Source organism: Veillonella parvula (assembly GCF_032472435.1).
Taxonomy (GTDB): Bacteria; Bacillota; Negativicutes; order Veillonellales; family Veillonellaceae; genus Veillonella; species Veillonella parvula_N.
This window is the reverse complement of record NZ_JAWEGM010000001.1, coordinates 448,392-470,369: the sequence shown is the minus strand read 5'-3', so window position 1 is coordinate 470,369 and position 21,978 is coordinate 448,392. Positions and strand designations below refer to the sequence as shown.

The 21,978-nt window shown below is 35.6% G+C and carries 20 protein-coding genes; 18 read left to right on the top strand and 2 right to left on the bottom strand.

The annotated features are described in order from the left end of the window. Positions 1–45: 45 nt before the first annotated feature. The 15 genes from mnmA to E7A03_RS02085 all read left to right on the top strand — a co-directional run bounded on the left by mnmA (position 46) and on the right by E7A03_RS02085 (position 16,160). Positions 46–1,107: a tRNA 2-thiouridine(34) synthase MnmA gene (gene mnmA / locus E7A03_RS02155; protein ID WP_004695727.1), complete on the top strand. Its 1,062-nt coding sequence runs from the start codon at positions 46–48 to the stop codon at positions 1,105–1,107. Between the two features lie 38 nt (positions 1,108–1,145). Next, complete coding sequence (gene lepA / locus E7A03_RS02150; RefSeq protein WP_004695729.1) at positions 1,146–2,945, top strand: translation elongation factor 4; 1,800 nt, start codon at positions 1,146–1,148, stop codon at positions 2,943–2,945. A 4-nt stretch (positions 2,946–2,949) separates the two neighbouring features. Next, positions 2,950–4,134, top strand: coding sequence for a radical SAM family heme chaperone HemW (gene hemW, locus E7A03_RS02145; protein WP_215675679.1), 1,185 nt, complete (start codon positions 2,950–2,952; stop codon positions 4,132–4,134). An 81-nt stretch (positions 4,135–4,215) separates the two neighbouring features. Continuing rightward, complete coding sequence (locus tag E7A03_RS02140) at positions 4,216–4,818, top strand: nitrite/sulfite reductase domain-containing protein (protein WP_024061690.1); 603 nt, start codon at positions 4,216–4,218, stop codon at positions 4,816–4,818. Between the two features lie 397 nt (positions 4,819–5,215). Continuing rightward, positions 5,216–6,244 (top strand): heat-inducible transcriptional repressor HrcA, encoded by a 1,029-nt coding sequence (hrcA, locus tag E7A03_RS02135; RefSeq protein WP_101928258.1) that lies wholly within the window; start codon positions 5,216–5,218, stop codon positions 6,242–6,244. Then, a complete protein-coding gene (gene grpE, locus E7A03_RS02130) occupies positions 6,244–6,789 on the top strand; it encodes a nucleotide exchange factor GrpE (RefSeq protein WP_024061688.1) in 546 nt (181 codons plus the stop codon). Before hrcA ends, grpE begins: the two co-directional genes overlap by 1 nt. 27 nt (positions 6,790–6,816) lie before the next feature. Further along, a complete protein-coding gene (dnaK, locus tag E7A03_RS02125; protein WP_316073619.1) occupies positions 6,817–8,658 on the top strand; it encodes a molecular chaperone DnaK in 1,842 nt (613 codons plus the stop codon). Positions 8,659–8,674: 16 nt separating this feature from the next. Continuing rightward, positions 8,675–9,832 (top strand): molecular chaperone DnaJ, encoded by a 1,158-nt coding sequence (gene dnaJ, locus E7A03_RS02120; RefSeq protein WP_004695739.1) that lies wholly within the window; start codon positions 8,675–8,677, stop codon positions 9,830–9,832. Positions 9,833–9,887: 55 nt separating this feature from the next. After that, complete coding sequence (locus E7A03_RS02115; protein ID WP_287508900.1) at positions 9,888–10,751, top strand: 50S ribosomal protein L11 methyltransferase; 864 nt, start codon at positions 9,888–9,890, stop codon at positions 10,749–10,751. Next, positions 10,748–11,479 carry an RsmE family RNA methyltransferase gene (locus E7A03_RS02110; protein ID WP_287508898.1) on the top strand — a complete coding sequence of 244 codons (732 nt, stop codon included), beginning with the start codon at positions 10,748–10,750 and terminating at the stop codon, positions 11,477–11,479. Before E7A03_RS02115 ends, E7A03_RS02110 begins: the two co-directional genes overlap by 4 nt. A gap of 24 nt (positions 11,480–11,503) precedes the next feature. Next, the gene (gene mtaB, locus E7A03_RS02105; protein ID WP_316073618.1) at positions 11,504–12,799 is read left to right on the top strand and encodes a tRNA (N(6)-L-threonylcarbamoyladenosine(37)-C(2))-methylthiotransferase MtaB; all 1,296 of its coding nucleotides are present in this window, start codon (positions 11,504–11,506) and stop codon (positions 12,797–12,799) included. A gap of 11 nt (positions 12,800–12,810) precedes the next feature. Further along, positions 12,811–13,155 (top strand): histidine triad nucleotide-binding protein, encoded by a 345-nt coding sequence (locus E7A03_RS02100; RefSeq protein ID WP_012864334.1) that lies wholly within the window; start codon positions 12,811–12,813, stop codon positions 13,153–13,155. A gap of 157 nt (positions 13,156–13,312) precedes the next feature. Continuing rightward, complete coding sequence (gene rpsU / locus E7A03_RS02095) at positions 13,313–13,492, top strand: 30S ribosomal protein S21 (RefSeq protein ID WP_004695751.1); 180 nt, start codon at positions 13,313–13,315, stop codon at positions 13,490–13,492. Between the two features lie 82 nt (positions 13,493–13,574). Then, a complete protein-coding gene (locus tag E7A03_RS02090) occupies positions 13,575–14,018 on the top strand; it encodes a GatB/YqeY domain-containing protein (protein ID WP_287507401.1) in 444 nt (147 codons plus the stop codon). Positions 14,019–14,255: 237 nt separating this feature from the next. Next, the gene (locus E7A03_RS02085; RefSeq protein ID WP_004695754.1) at positions 14,256–16,160 is read left to right on the top strand and encodes a type I glutamate--ammonia ligase; all 1,905 of its coding nucleotides are present in this window, start codon (positions 14,256–14,258) and stop codon (positions 16,158–16,160) included. Between the two features lie 80 nt (positions 16,161–16,240). Here the strand turns inward: E7A03_RS02085 and E7A03_RS02080 are convergent, their stop codons facing one another. Further along, on the bottom strand, positions 16,241–16,636 hold the full coding sequence (locus E7A03_RS02080) for a phosphate-starvation-inducible protein PsiE (protein WP_077708394.1): 396 nt from the start codon (positions 16,634–16,636) through the stop codon (positions 16,241–16,243). Positions 16,637–16,740: 104 nt separating this feature from the next. Continuing rightward, positions 16,741–17,256 carry a thiol peroxidase gene (gene tpx, locus E7A03_RS02075; protein ID WP_004695758.1) on the bottom strand — a complete coding sequence of 172 codons (516 nt, stop codon included), beginning with the start codon at positions 17,254–17,256 and terminating at the stop codon, positions 16,741–16,743. 419 nt (positions 17,257–17,675) lie between these two features. On the opposite strand from tpx, the gene E7A03_RS02070 reads away from it, so the two are divergent. The 3 genes from E7A03_RS02070 to E7A03_RS02060 are packed head-to-tail and all read left to right on the top strand — an operon-like array spanning position 17,676 to position 21,931. Continuing rightward, positions 17,676–19,403, top strand: a complete 1,728-nt coding sequence (locus tag E7A03_RS02070; protein ID WP_287507399.1) for an ABC transporter ATP-binding protein — start codon at positions 17,676–17,678, stop codon at positions 19,401–19,403. Then, a complete protein-coding gene (locus E7A03_RS02065; protein WP_270278747.1) occupies positions 19,390–21,135 on the top strand; it encodes an ABC transporter ATP-binding protein in 1,746 nt (581 codons plus the stop codon). Before E7A03_RS02070 ends, E7A03_RS02065 begins: the two co-directional genes overlap by 14 nt. Position 21,136: 1 nt before the next feature. Beyond that, the gene (locus E7A03_RS02060) at positions 21,137–21,931 is read left to right on the top strand and encodes a TrmH family RNA methyltransferase (protein ID WP_024061681.1); all 795 of its coding nucleotides are present in this window, start codon (positions 21,137–21,139) and stop codon (positions 21,929–21,931) included. The last annotated feature ends 47 nt before the right edge of the window (positions 21,932–21,978 follow it).

The window sequence follows — 21,978 nt, the reverse complement described above, 5'->3', positions numbered from 1 at the left end:
ACCCTGATTAGTTTTATGATCAAGAGATCATTAAAAGGAGAAAGTATGGAAAAAGTTATCGCTGTAGCTATGAGTGGCGGCGTAGACAGTTCTTTAACTGCTGCAATGCTATTAAAACAAGGCTATAAAGTATTTGGTATTACCCTATGGTTATGGGTGAGTGGTACGCCCTATGATGAGGTGCCTCTTGCCGTAACTGATGCTAAGAAGATGTGTGATTTTCTTGGTATCGAGCATCATGTTATCGATGCTCGTGATGTATTCTACGAAAACGTAGTAGATTACTTTGTAAAAGAATATGCCTATGGTCGTACGCCAAATCCTTGTGTATTTTGTAACAAGAACATCAAGTTTGACTTGATGCTCAATCGTGCTCTTGAATTAGGTGCCACACATATGGTAACTGGTCATTATGCACAAGTAAATTATAATGAAGAAACAGGTCTATATGAGTTACATAAAGGTGTTGATCCTACAAAAGACCAAAGTTATGTTATGTACAATATGAACCAACGTATTTTGAGTCATCTTATGTTTCCATTAGGTGGTCAATGTAAGACTGAAACACGTAAATTAGCTGCTGAATATGATTTGCCAGTCGCTAAAAAACCAGATAGCGTAGATATTTGTTTCTTGCCTCATGGGAATTATCAAAAGCTAGTGGTAGAAGAAATGAAGGGTAAGCCAGAGTCTGGTAATATCGTTACCGAAGATGGTGAGGTATTAGGTAAGCACAACGGCTTATTTAATTATACGATTGGTCAACGTAAAGGCCTTGGTATTGCTTATAAACACCCTTTATATGTTATTGGATTTAATGGGGATCGTAATGAGGTCATCGTGGGTCCTAATGAACGTCTCTTTACAAATCGTATGATTTGTAAGTTCTATAACTTCTTAGATGATACAATTCATAAGGAATTGAAGGCAGAAGGAAAAATTCGCTATGCAGCTAACCCTTCTCCTTGCACAGCACGTATTTTAGATGACGATACAATGGAGGTTATTTTTGAAGAACCACAACGGGCTATTACCCCAGGTCAGTCTGTAGCCTTTTATAATGGCACTCAATTATTGGGAGGTGCTGTTATCGATCGCGTATGTTAGAAAGGAGAATGCAAGTTCTTTGAACTTGTTTACATAGTATGTCAACGAAAAAGATTCGAAACTTCTGTATTATAGCTCATATCGACCATGGTAAATCAACCATCGCTGATAGATTAATTGAATATACTGGTACATTACAAAAACGTGAAATGGAGGCTCAAGTTTTGGACTCCATGGACCTTGAACGTGAACGCGGCATTACTATTAAAGCGCAATCTGTTCGTATTTTGTATAAAGCGCAAGACGGTGAAGAATATATTTTGAATCTCATCGATACTCCAGGCCACGTCGATTTCAGCTATGAAGTATCTCGTTCTCTTGCAGCCTGTGAAGGGGCATTACTCGTAGTCGATGCTGCACAAGGTGTGGAAGCACAAACGTTGGCAAATGTATATCTCGCTTTAGAACATGATCTTGAAATCATTCCTGTTATTAACAAGATTGATTTGCCGTCAGCAGATCCTGATCGCGTTAAACAAGAAATTGAAGATATTATTGGTTTAGACGCATCTGATGCTGTATTATGCTCTGCCAAATCAGGTATCGGTATTCCTGATATTTTAGAAGCTATTGTAAATAAAGTTCCTGCACCACCAGATAAATCTGATGAGCCAACAAGAGCTTTGATTTTTGATAGCCGTTTTGACGCGTATAAAGGTGCTATTGCTTATGTCCGCGTAAAAGAAGGGTCTATAAAAGCAAAAGATACAATTCGCATGATGCATGATAAAAAGGACTTTGATGTTACAGAACTCGGTATTTTTACTCCCAATCTTGTACCTGTGCAAGAATTACAATGTGGCTCAGTAGGTTGTATTGCAGCTAGCATCAAAAATGTAAAAGATTGCCATGTAGGCGATACTGTAACATTAGCTAATAATCCTGCAACTGAGCCATTGCCTGGTTATCGTAAGGCTGTATCTATGGTGTACTGTGGCCTTTACCCAACAGAGTCTAAAGACTATGAAAACCTTCGAGATGCATTAGAAAAGTTACAGCTTAATGATGCTGCCTTAGAATATGAAGCAGAAACATCATTGGCATTGGGCTTTGGTTTCCGTTGTGGGTTTCTCGGCCTTTTGCATATGGACGTAATTCAAGAACGTTTAGAACGTGAATATAACTTGACGCTTATTACGACGGCTCCATCTGTAAATTACAAAGTGTACAAAACAAATGGGGAAATGCTCGAAGTCGATAATCCTGCTAAATTACCACCTCCAACGGAAATTGACTATATCGAAGAGCCTTATGTAAAGGCTACAACAATTGTACCTAAAGATTTTGTTGGTACTATTATGGAGTTGTCCCAAGATAAACGCGGTGAATATCAATCTATGGAATATTTGGATGAAACACGCGTATCTGTCGTTTATCACTTGCCATTGAGTGAAATCATTTATGATTACTTTGATAAATTAAAATCCGCTACAAAGGGTTATGCATCCCTTGACTACGAATTGATTGGATATAAACAATCTCCAATGGTTAAGATGGATATTCTCTTAAATGGAGATCCTGTGGATGCATTGTCCATTATTGTACACAAAGACCGTGCAGCTACACGTGGTCGTGCATTAGCTGAGAAATTGAAAGAATTGATTCCTCGTCAAATGTTTGAAATTCCTATTCAAGCGGCGGTAGGTACAAAAATTGTGGCTCGTGAAACTGTAAAAGCTTGGCGTAAGGATGTTTTGGCAAAATGTTACGGTGGCGATATCTCTCGTAAGCGTAAATTACTTGAAAAACAAAAAGCCGGTAAGAAACGCATGAAGTCTGTCGGTTCCGTAGAGATTCCACAAGAAGCATTCATGGCGATTCTCAAGGTTGAGGACTAATAAAATGAAAACAGATTCTGATATTCTGAATCTGTCTACACTGAGGGATATGGGGCTATATGTCCATATCCCTTTTTGTAAACAGAAATGTATGTATTGTGATTTTCCTGCTTACCAAAATTTACAAGATTATTACGAAACCTATGTATATGCTTTAGTTCAAGAAATCGATTTATGGGTCTCTGAACATCCAGAGTCTACATCTAAAGCTATTGATACAATTTATTTTGGTGGAGGTACGCCTACAGAATTATCGATTCAACAACTACAGATGATTCTTGATAAAATCAAAAATACTTTTACAATTATTGACGATTGTCATATGACTATTGAATCGAATCCTGGGGAAGTAAATTTACATTATTTAACGAAATTAGTTAAGCTTGGTTTTAATCGTATTAGCTTTGGTGTTCAAACATTTGACGATAAGGCACTTACCATGCTTCATCGCAGTCACAACGGGGAACAGGCAAAACAAGCCGTTTATGGTGCTAAAGAGGCGGGCTTTGCTGATATTAATATTGATTTGATTTATGGATTACCAAGACAATCCTTAGACGATATTAAACGTAATTTAGCAGTCGTAGAAGAGTTGCCTATTAATCATATTTCTACTTATGGATTACAAGTAGAAGTGGGGACCTATTTATATCATTTAGTACAAAAGAACCTTATTTCTATTCCTAGTGAAACCATTGATGAATCCATGTATGACATGATGATGGACGGATTAAAAGATTTAGGCTTTGAACGATATGAGATTTCAAATTTCGCCAAGGCTAATTCCTATAGTCGTCATAATTTAAAATATTGGCACTATATAGATTATTTAGGCTTTGGTGCTGGTGCTCATTCCTTCTATGACGGAGTACGCCGTAGTAATAATCGTAATGTAATGCCCTATATACAATCTGTTGACAGATATATTATGCCTACTATCGATACGGAGACGATTACTTTAGAACGAGCTCAAGAGGATTTTTGTTTTTTAGCTCTTCGCACTAAATGGGGCCTTGATAAGCAAAAATTCGAAGATAAATTTGGCGTATCTATCCATGATTTGTTTGCTACTACTTTAGAGGATTTAGTTAGTAAAGGTCTATTAGAGTATCAAAATGCAAGTTATCATTTAACCGCTGAAGGTGCCAAGCATGGGAACTATGTATTTAGTCAATTTATTCGTGAGTAATTTCTCACAGTTTCTCAAAATCTAATATGTTAGTATAAATAGGATGATGGTGAATAAGCATGCTAGATTTGAGGAGGAGCGATGAAGACATCTGTAATATTACACGGTTTACATAATGAATTTACTTTAGATCAAATGAAAGCATGCATAGAACTTGCTGAAAAATATGGTGGATCCTTCCGTCATGTTGTAACAGGTATACAAATTACAGGTATTGAAAAAGATGATAAGGAACAGTTTATTTCTGAATTGCCTGATGGCGTGACCACTGTTATTCATAGAGGTGTTAATTCCTTAATTGCTTGTGTAGGTAAAGGCCATTGTAAAAATGGACAAATGGAAACTAAAGAATTGGCTGATTATGTAGAGAGAAAACATTACGGCCGAAAAACCTCTCACAAGTGCAAAATCGGCATCAGTGGATGTGGACGTAACTGCCCAGATGCAATGGTAAAAGATATTGCCTTTATCGGTACATCTCAAGGTTTTATGTTGGCTGTTGGTGGTAATACAGGCATGAGACCTGAAGCAGGAAAAATTTTAGCAAGAAAACTAACTATTGAGCAATCTAAAAAAGCTGTAGATATTTTGATTGATTGGTATGCTAAATATGGTGAACCTCGTGAACGTATGGGGAAACTGTTAGAGCGTCTCGGCAATCCATTAGAAGGGGTAGAACTATAAATCAATTAGTACATTTTAGTTCTAATTGATTTATAGTTTATAGTCCGTAAATTCTTGGGCCAAAAAAGTATTTTAACTAAGAGTTTATTGACAACTAAATTATTATATATAAACACTTATACTATTTTAGGTTTTAATAATATAAATTTTATTAGACCAATATATTCTAATATTGAAATTTTAGGATATGACATAAACGTAGATAGTATAAGTGTTTTCTTATTGTTGCACTTTGATTTTTTGACCAATTAATTAAAAATATTGAATTGTCTTTTTGACTAAATAGATATTATTTGACTTTTCAAGGATTTTTCTGCTTGACATTTTTTTTGAATATGATAATATTATACATGCGATTAGCACTCAAAGTTCATGAGTGCTAACAAGAGGTGTCATTATGGATGAAAGAAAACAGCGCATCTTGCGAGTCATAATTGAAGACTATGTTAAGTCCGCAGAACCTGTAGGATCTCGAACGATTGCTAAAAATTATGATCTTGGCATCAGTCCTGCTACGGTGCGGAACGAAATGTCCGATTTAGAGGAATTAGGCTATTTAGAGCAACCTCATACATCGGCTGGACGTATTCCTTCAGCTAAGGGCTATCGCTTATATGTTGATTCTATGCTGAGTCGACAACCTGTTCCATTACAGGATGCTGAAAAAATTGAAATGTTATGGAAACGTTCCAATGGATCAACGAGTGAACTCTTTCTAAATATGGCTAAACTACTTTCACAGGTAAGTCATAGCATGAGTTTATTCTTGGCACCAGCCCATGATAGAGCATTAATCAAATACATTCATGTATTACCGCTAGATAGTCATCAAGCCATTATGGTAGTTATTACTGAAACAGGAGCACTCGATAATGAGTTGATGTACTTTGGTGAAAGTGTTTCACCAGAGCTTTTACAAAGTCTAGCCATACAATTTAGCAATGCACTACAGAATGTAAGTATTGGTCATGTAACGGCTGAGGCTTTAGGATCTATATTGGTCCATATGGAAGGACCGCAGGGAATTTTATTAATCCTTTCGGAGACATTATTACGAGCTATTAATAAACGTAAGTTGTTCTATTCGGTAGGTACCACAGAGTTGTTAAATCAACCAGAGTTTAAGTCTGTTGAGAAGGTACAACCCTTGCTTTCCTTAGTGGAAGAACAAAATCAATTAGGACAGTTATTAAAAGATGATTCTCCAACACCTGTTAAGGTCAAGATTGGTATTGAGAATGAAACTGAAGCGCTACATTCAATGAGTGTGGTACAAGCTGATTTTACGAATCAAGATCAGCCTATCGGAACTCTTGCTATTCTTGGTCCAACGCGGATGGAATACGGACGTATCATCGGCATGTTGTCCCATATGAAACATATAATGGAAACTATGGTAAAAGAACAAAACAGAAAGGGCAAATAATGGCTGAAGAACAAGACATTAAACAAGAAACAGTGGAGGAAACAGAGGATACTACGAATGTAGAGGAACCAACTGTTGAAAAAACTGAAGAAGCTGTGGCTGATGCTGCTCAAGTGTTAGAAGAACTTAAAGCCGACTTTGATAATCGCTATAAACGGTTACAAGCGGACTTTGAAAATTTCAAACGTCGTACTAACCAGGAAAAAGAGCAACTTGCTGGATATGTAAAAGGGGATGTATTAACGGACCTTCTTCCTGTATTGGATAACTTTGAACGGGCCGTTCAAAGTCCTGCAGAAGGGGAAGCAAAAGTATTCCTCGATGGATTCATTATGATTCATCAAAATTTGATGGCTATGTTATCTAAACATGGTTTAGCTGTTATTGAAGCTATGGGTCAACCATTTGATCCAAATTTCCATCAAGCGATTATGCGTGTACCGTCAGATGAATATGAATCCGATACGGTGTGTGAAGTTTTGCAAACTGGCTATACTGTTGATGGTCGTTGTATACGTCCAGCAATGGTAAAAGTTGTTGAATAGATTATAAAGTTTTAGGAGGTATATATTATGGCAAAGGTAATTGGTATTGATTTAGGGACAACAAACTCTTGTGTTGCTGTTATGGAAGGCGGCGAACCTACGGTTATTACAAATCAAGAAGGTGCACGTACAACTCCTTCCGTTGTTGGGTTTGCAAAAAATGGAGAACGTTTAGTTGGTCAATTGGCTAAACGTCAAGCTGTATCTAACCCAAAAAATACAATCATTTCTATTAAACGTCACATGGGTACAGACTACAAAGTAACTGTAGAAGGTAAATCTTATACTCCTCAAGAAATTTCTGCAATGATTCTTCAAAAAATCAAAGCTGATGCAGAAGCTTACTTGGGCGAACCTGTAAAACAAGCTGTTATTACAGTTCCTGCATACTTTACAGATGCTCAACGTCAAGCTACAAAAGACGCAGGTGCCATTGCAGGTCTTGAAGTACTTCGTATCATCAACGAACCTACAGCAGCTGCTCTTGCATATGGTGTAGATAAAGATGAAGATGGTAAAGTTCTTGTATTTGACCTTGGTGGTGGTACATTCGACGTATCTATCCTTGAACTTGGTGACGGTGTATTTGAAGTATTAGCAACATCTGGTAATAACCACCTTGGTGGGGATGACTTCGACCAACGCATTATGAACTACCTTATTGAAGAGTTCAAAAAAGAAACTGGTATCGATTTATCCAATGATAAATTAGCTGATCAACGTTTAAAAGAAGCTGCTGAAAAAGCAAAAATTGAATTGTCTGGCGTAGCTAGCACAAATATCAACTTGCCATTTATCACAGCTGATGCTACTGGTCCTAAACATTTGGATGTAACATTGACTCGTGCTAAATTTGAAGAATTAACTGCTGATTTGGTACAAGCTACTATAGAACCTACTCGTAAAGCTATGAGTGATGCTGGTTTATCTGCATCCGATATCGATAAAGTATTGTTAGTTGGTGGTTCTAGTCGTATCCCAGCTGTACAAGAAGCTATTAAAAAAGTATTGGGTAAGGAACCAACAAAAAACGTTAACCCTGATGAATGTGTAGCTATCGGTGCTGCTATTCAAGGTGGCGTATTAGTAGGTGAAGTAAAAGACGTATTGTTACTTGACGTAACTCCATTGTCTCTTGGTATCGAAACAATGGGCGGTGTATTCACACGTATTATTGATCGTAATACTACAATTCCTACATCTAAATCTCAAGTATTCTCCACTGCAGCAGATAATCAACCATCTGTAGATATTCATGTATTGCAAGGTGAACGTGAGTTCGCAGCAGATAATAAAACATTGGGTCGTTTCAACTTGGATGGTATCCCAGCTGCTCCTCGTGGGGTTCCTCAAATCGAAGTAACATTTGACATCGATGCTAATGGTATCGTACATGTAAAAGCTAAAGATTTAGGTACTCAAAAGGAACAAAAGATTACTATTACTTCTTCTAGCGGCTTGAAAGAAGAAGAAATTGATCGCATGGTTAAAGAAGCTGAAGCTCATGCAGCGGAAGATAAAGCTAGAAAAGAAGAATTAGATATTAAAAATAATGCGGACTCCCTAGTATATCAAGCTGAGAAAGCATTGAAAGACCTTGAAGGTAAAGGCGACGCTTCTTTGATGAAAGAAGTAGAAGAAGCGAAAGATAAATTGAAAAAATCTATCGAAGCTGGCAATATCGAAGATATCAAAAAAGATAGTGAAGCTTTGGAACAACCATTACATAAATTAGCAGAACAAATGTATGCAGCAGCTCAACAAGCTCAACAAGCAGCTGGCGGTGCTGAACAAGGTCAACAACAAACAAAAGCTGATGACAATGTTGTTGATGCTGATTACACAGTAGTGGATGATGACAAGAAATAAGAAGGGTTGGTAACGAATGGCACGAGATTATTATGACATCCTAGGGGTTAGTAAAAATGCCTCTCAAGATGAAATCAAAAAAGCCTTCCGTAAAAAGGCACGCCAATACCACCCAGATGTAAATAAAGATAATCCAAAGGAAGCGGAAGCAAAGTTTAAAGAAGCTAACGAAGCTTATGAAGTCTTGTCTGATGAAACTAAAAAAGCTCAATATGACCAATTCGGCCACGACGCCTTCAAACAAGGAGGCGGCGCTGGTGCCGGTGGTTTCCAAGGCGGCTTTGGCGGTTTCGGTGGTCAAGCTGGAGGCTTTGGTGATATCTTTGGCGACATTTTTGGTGGCATGTTTGGTGGTGGACGCCAACAACAAGGCCCTCAAAAAGGTAATGACTTGCGTGAAGATATCGATATTTCCTTTGAAGATGCAGCCTTTGGTAAATCTATGGAAATTGAAGTGCATCGTCATGAAGAATGTGATCACTGTCATGGTACTGGTGGTGAACCAGGCTCTCGTGTCGATACTTGTCCAAACTGTCATGGTTCTGGTCAAGAAGCGGTTATTCAAAATACTCCATTTGGACGTATGCAGTCCGTTCGCACTTGTTCCCGCTGTCATGGTACGGGTAAAAGCATTGAAAAACCTTGCTCTAAATGCCGTGGTACTGGCGAAATGTTGGCTAAACGGAAGATTTCCATTAAAATTCCAGCTGGTGTAGATAGCGGATCTCGTTTACGTGTAGCCAATGAAGGGGAACCTGGTATTTTAGGCGGTCCTAAAGGGGATCTCTATGTATATATCTTTGTTCGTCCTCACAAGGAATTTGAACGAAATGGTAATGACGTTATTAGCCGTGTAAATATTAGCTTTGCTCAAGCTGCTCTTGGTGCGACTATACAAGTTAACACTTTAGATGGTAAAGTAGAGTTAAAGATTCCGGAAGGTACTCAAACGGGAACGGCATTCCGCGTAAAGGGCAAAGGTATACCATATTTGCGTAACCCTAACCAAAGGGGTGACCAACACATTGTGGTAACCGTCCAAACGCCTAAGAAGTTGACAGACACTCAACGTGAGCTATTGTTACGCTTTGCAAATGAAAGTAATGAAGATGTAAATAACTTACAAGTGAGCAAAAGTCTCTTTGAAAAAATCAAGGACTGTTTGACTAAATGAACAGCTCATGTGAAGGAATGGTTTGTTCCATCACATTCCCTATAAAGGAGCATATATGCAATGGATAGAAGTATCCATTGTCTGTGAAAGAGTAGCCACCGATGAGGTGACTACTCTTTTTGACGATTATGCAGACAATGGAATTATAGAAGAAGATGTTGAAAATCAGCCTAATTTAATAAAATTAACTATGTATGCTGATATATCACTCGATATGAATATGATTAAGGCGGATTTAGTAAAACGGCTTACTGAGGCCAATATCAAGGTTATATCAATAGATACAGATATTCTTGATGAGTCAACTTGGTTAAACTCTTGGCAACAGTATATTGAACCTACAGAAATTTTACCTAACTTAATCATTAAACCAGCATGGCAGGAATACAATAATGTAGATAATAAAATTATTATTGAAATTGATTCAGATATTTCCTTTGGTACCGGGTCTCATGAGACGACACGGACTTGTGCAGAGCTATTAAAATCCTATAGTAAATCTATGGATCTTGATACAGTTACTTGTTTGGATATTGGTACTGGCACAGGTATTCTTTTATTAGTAGCAGCCCATTTAGGTATTAAAAATTTAGTTGGTATAGATATAGAAGAGTATGCTGCAAATCAAGCTAGAATTAACTGTGAGAATAATCATGTATCTGCTGAAATCATTTGTGGTAATTTGGATAGTGATTTCAATGGTACTGCCCAATTAATTTTAGCTAATCTAACAGTGGATCCCCTTAAAATACTATTACCTCAAATTGGTAAGAAACTGGATGATAGGGGCATTTTGATTATTAGTGGCATTATTGATGATCGTTATGATGAAATCATGCCATATATTGAGGCTCATTGGCATATTATTGAGGAGCGCGTTGAAGGGCCTTGGCATACGTTTGCGCTAGAAAAACGATGAAAAAAATATTTATTCCTACACCATTAGATGAAATAATAGAATTACCAAAAGATGTGACCCATCATGTACTACATGTATTTCGCCATAATATGGAGAAGCCTATAACTGTAACCGGCAGCGATAACCGTTGTGGTATATATCAAATTACAGCAGAAGTAGATGGTAAAGCGCAAGCAAAACTGATTGAATATGTAGATGCAAATCTAGCATCGTATCGTACTATTCTTGTTCAATCATTATTAAAAGGTGAAAAGCTAGAATGGGTGTTACAAAAGGCGACGGAGTTAAATGTGGATACAATTTATCTTGTGCCCACAGTTAACTGCGTAGCTAAATATGATGAAAAAAAGCTTCAATCAAAAGTAAATCGTTGGGAAAAAATAATGCTAGAAGCAGCTCAACAATGTGGACGAAATCACTTGCCTACACTCGTAGTAGGAGAGACGCTTTTACAAGCATTAGACATTGAATCTGATGCGTTGAAATTGGTAGCCTATGAAAATGAAGCAGGGCAGACTATCAAAGATGTACTTAAAACTTTACATTCCGATAAGTCTGTAACTGATGTTTTAATTTGTATAGGTCCTGAAGGGGGCTATCAAGAGAAGGAAATCAATGCTATTATAAAATATGGTGGAAAATCAGTATCGCTGGGAAATACAATTTTACGGGCTGAAACTGCTGCTATTGGATCGTTAGCGATGATTCAATATGAATTAGAATTATAAATAAAATACGAATAGAGAGGTGTAATGAAAACCGTTGCTTTTACAACCTTAGGGTGTCGCGTAAACCAATATGATACAGAGGCCATGAAAGGTTTATTTTTACAAAATAATTACGAAGCGGTAGACTTCGATGAAAAAGCTGATATATATGTAATTAATACCTGTTCTGTAACGAATATGGGGGAAAAGAAATCCCGTCAATTAATCCGCAAGGCGAAACGTCAAAATGAAGATGCCTATGTTATTGTAACTGGTTGTTATGCTCAGCTTGATCCAGATGCGATTGCCGCTATAGATGGTGTTAATCTCGTTATTGGTACCAATAATCGTTCTAAAATTGTTGAATTAGTAGAGCAATTAGAATCTACAGAACGACAAATTAATGCTGTTCGGGATATCATGAAGGAATCTAACTTCGAGGAAATGCCGTTATATGGTAATGAATCTGACAAAGCTCGTGCGTTCATGAAAATTCAAGAAGGTTGTAATAACTATTGCGCCTTTTGTATCATTCCTTATACTCGAGGAAAGTTAAAATCTCGTAAAGTTGATGATATTGTACAAGAGGCAAAACGTTTAGTAGATCATGGATTCCATGAAATCGTATTAACTGGTATACATTTGGGTAATTACGGTGTCGAATTACCAGGTCGTCCAACATTAGCTGATGTGGTAAAAGCTTTATTAGAGATTCCTAATTTATACCGCATTCGTTTCGGATCCATTGAATCCGTAGAGGTTTCTGATGAGTTAGTAGAATTAATGGCTACGAATAAACGTGTTTGTCCACATTTACATTTACCGTTACAAGCAGGTTCTGACCATGTATTAAAGTTGATGAAACGCCATTATACATTACAAGAATATAAAGATTTAATTACAAGTTTACGTTCTCGTATTAAAGATTTATCAATTACAACTGATATTATTGCTGGTTTCCCTCAAGAAACTGATGAAGACTTCGAAGAAACATTGAATACAGTACGTGAAATTGGATTTTCGCACATTCATGCTTTCCCATACTCCATTCGTGAGGGTACACCTGCAGCCACCATGGCGGATCAAGTACCAGAAGCTGTTAAGAAAACTCGTGTAGCACTTTTAAATGGTCTTAGCCAATCTGGTTATGAACGATACGCAAAATCACGCATTGGTAAGCATGGTGAGATTCTCATCGAAAAGGAAGAGAATGGATACTACATGGGCTTAACAAATGAATATATAAATGGTAAAGTTAAGTCAGATGGGACACGTAAAATTGGTGATCTCGTTGGTGGAACTGTTGTAGGTTTAGAAGATAATTATTTAATTATTGAGTAAGGAGTTAGATTATGAGTGACTGCATTTTTTGCAAAATTATCAATGGTGAAATTCCGTCTAAAAAAGTGTTAGAAAATGATAAATTCTATGCTTTTCATGATATTCAACCTGTAAAAAAAGTTCATGTATTAATCGTACCTAAAAATCACGTGTCTAATATTGCACATCTTAATGAAAAGAATGCAGATTATGTTGAAGGGTTACTGCCATTTGTTCGTGATGTAGCAAAAGAGCTTGGTATCTCTAAAGATGGTTATCGCTTGATCTTTAATACTGGCGGAAAAGCCGGTCAAACTGTATTCCATATGCATGCACACCTTTTAGGTGGAGAAGAAATGGGCTGGCCAGAAGCCTAATTTTGAGTATTATGTATTCTTTTTATAATACTCATTAAAAAACCTATAAAATATACTTGAAAATATTGACAACATCTATACCTATACATATAATATTATATGTGCGTATGTAAATTATCAGCACTTCCCGAGATTATTTTTGGAGGGAGGGATATAGATGTCTGAAATCAAAGTCGGTAAAAACGAAACGCTTGAAAGTGCTCTTCGTCGATTTAAACGCTCCTGCCAAAAAGCGGGTGTTTTGTCTGAAGTAAGAAAACGCGAACACTATGAAAAACCAAGCGTAAAAAGAAAGAAAAAATCTGAAGCAGCAAGAAAACGCAAATTCAGAGCATAAGATGATTACCCTAATTCTGCCTTTTCATGGCTTTATGAAATCCAGAATTAGGGTTTCTTTATTATATACATAAGGAGGAAATATGAGTTTAAAAGATCAATTAAAGGAAGATATGAAAGCAGCTATGAAAGCTCGTGAAGAAGGTAAAACAGCGTTATCTGTAATTCGTATGGTCAATAGTGCCATAAAAAATACAGAAATCAATGACAAAATTGAGTTAGATGATGCTGGCATTCTTGGCATTTTAGCTAAGGAAATGAAAACTCGTCAAGATTCCTTAACAGAATTTGAAAAAGCAGGCCGTGAGGACTTAATTAGTCATGTAAAAGAAGAAATGGCTGTATTACAAAAATATTTACCAGAGCAATTGAAAGAAGATGAAATTCGTATAATTGTACAAGAAGCCATTGCTGCATGTGGTGATAACGTAAATATGGGTAATGTTATGAAACATGTAATGCCAAAAACAAAAGGGCGTGCAGATGGTAAGATTGTTAATAACATTGTTAAAGAATTACTTGGATAATATAAATAGATATCAACGACTATTTTATATATACTAATTGATTTATAGTTTATAGTAATAGGTGTGTTAGATGTAACTTTAAGAGCATAATGAAATTCTATAGAAAGTTATTGACATATATTTTCAACATATGATAATATGAACTCAATAAAATAATTGGTCAACGAAGACTCCACTTTAGATATATAGATTTATATATTTATTTGTTGGAGTCTTTTTCTTTTAGGAGGAACAAATATGTCGACAACTAACGAATTATTATATTACATTCCGGCGGGTCAATATGGGAAAGAAGGCGTTCTTGCATTATTAGAACAACATCCTGAAATCAAGTTCGTATCTCTTGTAGGTATTGACTTAGCAGGTAATGATACTGATGAAAAGATTCCTATGTCAGCATTCTTCGATGACTACGAATCTTTCTTTGAAGGTCGTGCTGTTCAAACAGATGGTTCCTCTGTAGTACTTACAAATATTGCTACATTAAATAATGCTCGTGTAGATATGTGGGGCGATCCAAGTGTAAACTGGTTTGTTGATTACAACTACGAAAATATTGATCCTGTTACAGGATTACCAACTGGTACACTTCGTATTCCTGCATTCTTGATGCATAACTATCGCTATGTAGATTCTCGTTCTATTTTAAAACGCAGCTGCGACTATGTACGTGCTGAATTATTGGCTTTGATTAAAGAACATGGTTTACCTGGTATGCCGCATGTGAAAGCTGATGAAGTTGTAGATATCATTTTCACATCTGCAACAGAACTAGAATTCTGGGTAAAAACTCCATCTAGAACAGTTACCAAAAAAGAATTATCCGTATCCCAAAAATTACAAGAACAATACTGGCAACGTACTCATGGTACAGTTCGCACTGCATTAGAACAAGCTGTTGAACGTCTTGATAGATATGGTATGGTTGCTGAAATGGGTCATAAAGAAGTAGGTGGCGTTAAAGCTAAACTTGATGAAGATGGTCATGAAGCAGTTGTATTAGAACAATTAGAAATCGACTGGAAATTCTCAAATAATCCATTACAAACAGCAGATAATGAATTACAAGCTCGTATCATTGTTCGTGAAGTATTCCGTGAAAATGGTCTTGATGTAACATTTAATGCAAAACCAATAATTGGTGTAGCTGGTTCTGGTGAACATACTCATTTTGGTGTTATGGCTAAATTAAAATCTGGTAAAGTTGTTAACTTATTTAGCCCAGAAGATATGCGTAAAGAATCTGCTAGCTCTTTAGGCATTGGTGCAATTATGGGACTTTTAAAACACTATGAAGCCATTAATCCATTCATCAGCTCTACAACAGATTCTTTAAACCGTTTAAAACCTGGGTTTGAAGCGCCAGTATGTATTGTTACATCTTTAGGTACTGATCCATCTGAACCTAGCCGTAACCGTACAATCCTTTGCGGTTTAATTCGAGATATCGATAATCCTATGGCGACACGTTATGAATTGCGTTCTCCAAATCCTTACACTAATACATATACTGCTTTAGCATTGATCTTTATCTCTGCATTTGATGGTATGAAATATGCCATTACATCTGGTAAAACACAAGCTCAATTGGAAGCAGAGCTTTCCAAAGAAGTAGGTGAAACATCTGATTATCTTGCTACAAATCGTGCATACCGTACTGAAAAAGATGTGTTTGATGATTTCACACAAGAAGAACGTAATCAAATGTTTGGTGTTGCTCCAGCTACTGTATGGGAAAACATAAAGGGTTACCAAAATAATCCTGAATTAGTAGAAACATTGGCTCAAGGCAATGCATTTGCTAAAGATTTAATGGACTCTTTTATTGCCTCCATTCTTAAACGTTGGAAACTAGTATTGGCTAATCGCTTAATTCCAAATAATTTGGATACAGTTCGTAGCATGGTTGCAATTCATACTGATAGCCGAAATAGTGTGGATGATAAACGCTTTGCAGAAGTTAATGACTTACGTTTCTACCTTGCGAAAGATAGTGATGATCGTAAATCCTTATTCACTCGTTTAATTGATGCACTTAATGATGGTGAATATGATTTAGCATCCCAATTACAAATCGAAATGAATGATAAAATGGAAGAATTAGAAGCTAAATACGCTAACTACGCTAAAAATATCTTCTAAGATGCTAGTTGATAGTGTTAAAACGTAAAAGTTTTAAAATAAAAGAGACTCTACTAATATGTAGAGTCTCTTTTATGCTATTAGGATTTGTTATTAAGAAATTTTTCTACTAGTACTAGGCAACAAACTAGAACTAAAATGGAAATAGACCATAATAACATATTTAAAGCTGATTCATGATCGATAATTAGTAAACGAACAATGGCGGTAATACCAATATATAAGAAGAAATCGAGAGGAAAATGGAAATTATTCTTAAAGTACTTAATTATGAGTGCAATAAATTCAAAGTAAAGAAAGAAGGTAATTATCTCTTCAATCAATAAAGAATAAGTACTATAGCCTTGAATATTGGCCCATGCAATAAAACCAAAATTTACTAGACTATTGATTAAAGCAATGCATAAACCAATGCCAACACCAATAAGTGCAATATTTTTAATGGTTAATATAAGCTGAGAAATACGAATCCACATACATACTCCAATTAAAATAATAAATTACTATAGGACATATAAAAAGACCGTACACCGTACGGTCTTTTTACCTTTATATTAAGCTATTAGCAAAAATCTTAAGATTAGATATCAGCTTTAATAGCTTCTAATGCAGCATCGAAGTTAACTGCTTGAGTTACTTCAGGTACATATTCAACATAAGTTACTTTGTTATCTTTGTTGATTACTACAACGCCACGAGTTAAAAGACGAAGCTCTTCAATCAAGAAACCATAGTTTTCACCGAAGGAAGCATCTTTGTGGTCAGACAAAGTAACAACTTTATCTACGCCTGCAGCACCACACCAACGTTTTTGAGCGAATGGTAAGTCCATAGAAATTGTCAATACGACTACATCTTCGGAAAGTGCTGTTGCATCTTGGTTGAACCAACGAGTTTGAGCATCACAAACACCTGTATCAAGGGAAGGAACAACGGAGATAACTTTTACTTTACCTTCGAAGTCTTTTAAAGTTTTAGCTTGCAAGTCATTGCTCAATACAGTGAAGTCTGGAGCTTGTTGACCTACTTTAATTTCTGGGCCAACTAATGTGATAGGGCCACCTGCAAATGTTACTACGCCAGTACGTTTTTCCATGTTGTATTCCTCCTAAGAGTTTTAATTCTAATTATGTAAAATATAATTTCTTTATATGCATAGTATAACATTTACATTGCCATAAGTAAACTAAAAAATTCGATATAGTATTAATTAAAAAGATGTTTACGATTGATTACTGTAAAAATTTAAAGAGGCCATTTAACTAATATTAATATTGATGAAATAGAACTGCTACTGTAATACTGTAATAAAATATTTAATCTAACTGTTATACGTATAGGTGTATTAATGTATCATAAAAAATGTGTATACTATAAAGAGAAAAGTTAACGTAATAAAATTTGTTGATTTAGCTTTTACAGTATTGATTTAAATTCATTTACAATATAATGATACTAGTAATTATATAGGCAATGATTTTGATTAGACTTAATAGGATATGTTAGAGAGGACCTATGAAACCAATAGATTTATTTATGCAGTTTTTCCGGCGTGAAGGCTGGATCTATGCCATTGGCTTAACTATGTTGATGGCAATTGACGTTTCTTTTTTATTTGTTCCTCAATTTATTGGTAATGCTATAGATACATTGAGCAATAATAAGGAAGGGTTAGTCACTTATATTTTTTATTTCATTTTATTATTTATTATTATCACTATTTTAAAAGTTATCTCACGCAGAACCCTATTAGGCTCTATTCGTCGCATGGAGTATCTTTTTCGTGAGATTTTGTGTAGTAAAGCATTACAAGTAAAAACAACGTACTATGAGGCTAATGGACCTGGTAAGGTTATGGCGCTCATGACTAACGATGTAACATCGCTACGTGTTGCCCTTGGTCTAGGTGTAATGATTATAGTGGATATTATTTTCTATTCCATTGTGGGCTCCATAATTTTAATTCAAAAGATTAATACTGTATTAGCTTTTAAAATTATGACACCTGTATTCTTAATTATTGTGGCTATATTTGTACTAGGCAGAAAGCTACGTATTAAACAACGTAGTGCACAAGCTACTTATAGCGATTTAACAGAGTTTGGACAAGAGTTATTTCAAGGGATGGATGTTATTCGCGCTTTTAATCGTGAAAGCATTATCTCTAATTCTTTTGAAAAAATAAATAAACTTAATTATAAGAAGAATATGGATGTTGCACTACTAGATGCAATATTAACACCGTTGACAAGAATTGCACCCTTTATTTGTATCAGTATTAGTATTTTTATTTGTGGACATTTAGCTGTAGAAGGCAAAATGACTATAGGCGAATTTGTTACTATTAATTCATTCATAATGTTAATTGTGGGACCTTTAATAGGCTTTGGTGGCCTTATTTCTATTGTACAAAAAGGTCTTGCTTCTTTAGATCGTATTATGGATTTTTTACATTTGCCTACAGAAACAATAGATGATACAGATGAAGTATTGCCGCTTGAGGATATTCATATTCGATACTTAGATTTTACTTATGAAAACTCTAAAGGGCATGCATTATCTCAGTTGACAACGACAATACCAAAAGGTTCTTTTATCGGTTTAGTTGGTAAACCCGGTTCTGGCAAAAGTACATTGTTTAAATTGCTTATCGGATTACAAGAGTGTCCGGAAAAATCTATTTATTTTGGCAGTCAAGATTTAGCTACTGTTTCTTTATCAAAGCTTAGAAACTCAATTGCTTATGTGCCGACACAATCTTACCTATTAAGTACGACCATTGCTGATAATATTAAATTTGGTAAAGCTTTATCCATGCATGAAACTGTAGAGGTGGCAGCACAAAAGGCAGATTTATATAGAGATTTAGGCGATTTGTTAAACGATGATTTACATGAGCTTGCTGAAGAAGGTCATGATTTATCAGGTGGACAGAAGCAGCGAATCAATATGGCTCGCGGCTTTTATAAAAATGCGCCATATGTATTACTAGATGATTGTTTTTCCGCTTTAGATGCAGTAACAGTTACAACCATATTAAATTCATTACATAATGTAAAAGATCAGACGATTCTATGTATTTCACAACGATTAGAGGTTGTAGAGAAAGCAGATAAAATACTAGTATTTGATGAGGGGCGTATCGTAGAAGAAGGTACTCATGAGGAATTATTAGCTAACAATGGTTTATACCGTACCTTATATGAAGCGCAGAATGGAGGGGGCCATCATGAAGAAGCGTGATCTAAGAAATGACTGGGCTCTATTCTCCTATATAACTGGCTACATTAAGCCTTATTTAGGTATTCTATTTTTAGCAACGGTTGCGCTCGCAGGAAATTTAGTACTATTACTTTTACGCCCATATTTAACTAAGCAAGTTATCGATCTTGGATTTGCCACTAATGATATCGCTGTTATTGAATACTATGCTTTAATGTATGGCTTTACTATCATTGGTAGTGTATTATTTATCTTTGTAGAGAATTACTTTTTAAAAAGTTTTGGTCAAAAAATTATCTATAATATTCGTAGTATTATATTCCAAAAGATTCTTAATAAACCACATGATGAGTTCTATAAGTTGCCAATTGGGAATTGGGTAACTCGCATTACTAATGATGTAGAGTCATTACGTACATTATATACAGATGTAATTCTGAATTTGGCAAGTAGCGGTTTAATGATTATTGGTATATTAGGATTTATGTATGCCATTAATGTACCTTTAGCAATAATCATGACAATTTTACTACCTATAATGGGTGGAATTATTTGGGTGTTTCAAAAGTTTTCTCGCAAAGCATTCCGTCAGGTAAGACGTTCTGTAGCTGCTTCTAATGCAAGCATCAAGGAACTGTTAAATTATATTGTAATCGTAAAATCCTATGGTGGCGAAAGAGCAATTGAGGAACGTTATAATACTGTTAATAAAGGTTTCTTAGAAGCAGGTCTTTTTGAGGTTACCACATTTTCTATTTTTAGACCGCTCGTAGATGGTCTATTCTTTGTTGCGTTAATTGTTATTTTTACAACTACGAATTTAATAGACTCCGTAGCTGATGCTGGTACAGTATTTGCCTTTATACAATATATGGACCGATTCTTCCAACCATTAAAGGAAATTGCAGATAAATATAACTCTCTACAAAGCGCATTAGCTGGTGCTGAAAGATTAGTTCCCTTATTAGAGGAAGAAGAGCGTCAGATGGCTAATGAAGTTCCTGATGAATTTAAATATATAGAGACCATTGAATTCGAGCATGTATGGTTTTCCTATGAAAATAACGACGTTTATGCGCTAGAGGACTTTACATTCACTATTAAAGCTGGAGAATTCATAGGTATTGTAGGGCCTTCTGGTAGTGGTAAATCAACACTTTTATCATTGTTGATGGGAATCTATAAACCAACAAGAGGGGCTATCTATATTAACGGTATAAATATTGCCCAATATGATAGTTCTGTACTTCGTCATTTAATGGGATATGTTTTTCAGCAAGCTTATCTATTTAAGGGTTCCATTAGAGATAATTTAACACTTTTTGATACATCAATTTCTAATGAGGATATGGTCAATGCAGCAAAACAAGTTAACTTGCATTCTATGATTGAACACCTTCCGGAAGGGTATGACACACCGGTTGGTTATTTAGGCTCCTTATTATCTGATGGGCAAAAGCAATTATTGGCTTTTGGCCGTACCTTGATTAAAAAAACACCTATTCTATTGTTAGATGAAGCAACGGCTAACATTGATAGTCATACGGAGAAGCAAATTCAAGCAAGTATTGAAAATATTCGAGGTAGTAAAACAATCGTAAGTATTGCTCATCGCCTTTCAACAGTTAAAGATGCCAATAAAATAGTGTATATGGAATATGGTAAAATAATAGAAATAGGATCTTTTGATGAACTTATCAACTTAAAAGGGGCCTTTTATAATCTCTGGAATAATCAACACAGTGGGAGTTAGTATGGAATATATCCAATCTAAAGATAATAAGACCATTAAGCGAATTATCTCTTTAGGGCAGCGTAAAAATCGCCAAAAATATGGAGAGTACATTGTTGAAGGTATTCGATCTATTCGAGATATTGCAGCTATGGGGGCAGTAAAAACAATTGTTATACGTGAATCTAAAGCGCAAGATAAACATGTATTAGATTTATTAGACTTAGATACTGTTCAATTTGTACCTAAATTTATTGCACAAGATCCAATATTTGATAAGGTGGATAATACCGTAAATGGACAAGGTGTAGTTGCTATTGTATCAAAACCAAAATACGATATGGAAAGCATTCACATTGATGATGGTTTATATATTACATTAGATGGAGTTCAAGATCCTGGCAATCTAGGTACCATAATTCGTACAGCAGTTGCAGCAGGTGTAAAAGGTATATTTTTGATGAAAGGAACTGTGGATCCTTTTAATGACAAGACAGTGCGCAGTACTATGAGCGCCTTACATAAAATACCTTTATATGAGGATATTACCTTATCTCTGTTACATGATATGGTAACTGAGTCTAATATGACTACCTATGTAACTGCTTTAGAACATTCCAATCCTTATCATACTGTACGTTATGCTAAGCGAACTATGCTAGTATTAGGAAACGAAGGGAATGGCGTAACACCAGAGGTTATGAATCTATGTACAAATCGTATTATGATTCCTATGTATGGTGATATGGAATCCTTAAATGTAAGCGTAGCTGCTGCATTATGTATGTATAAAGTACAAGAACAATTGATGCCTTAGTATATATGATAAAAATTTATGACCTTATAAAAAGTCCTCTACTAGTA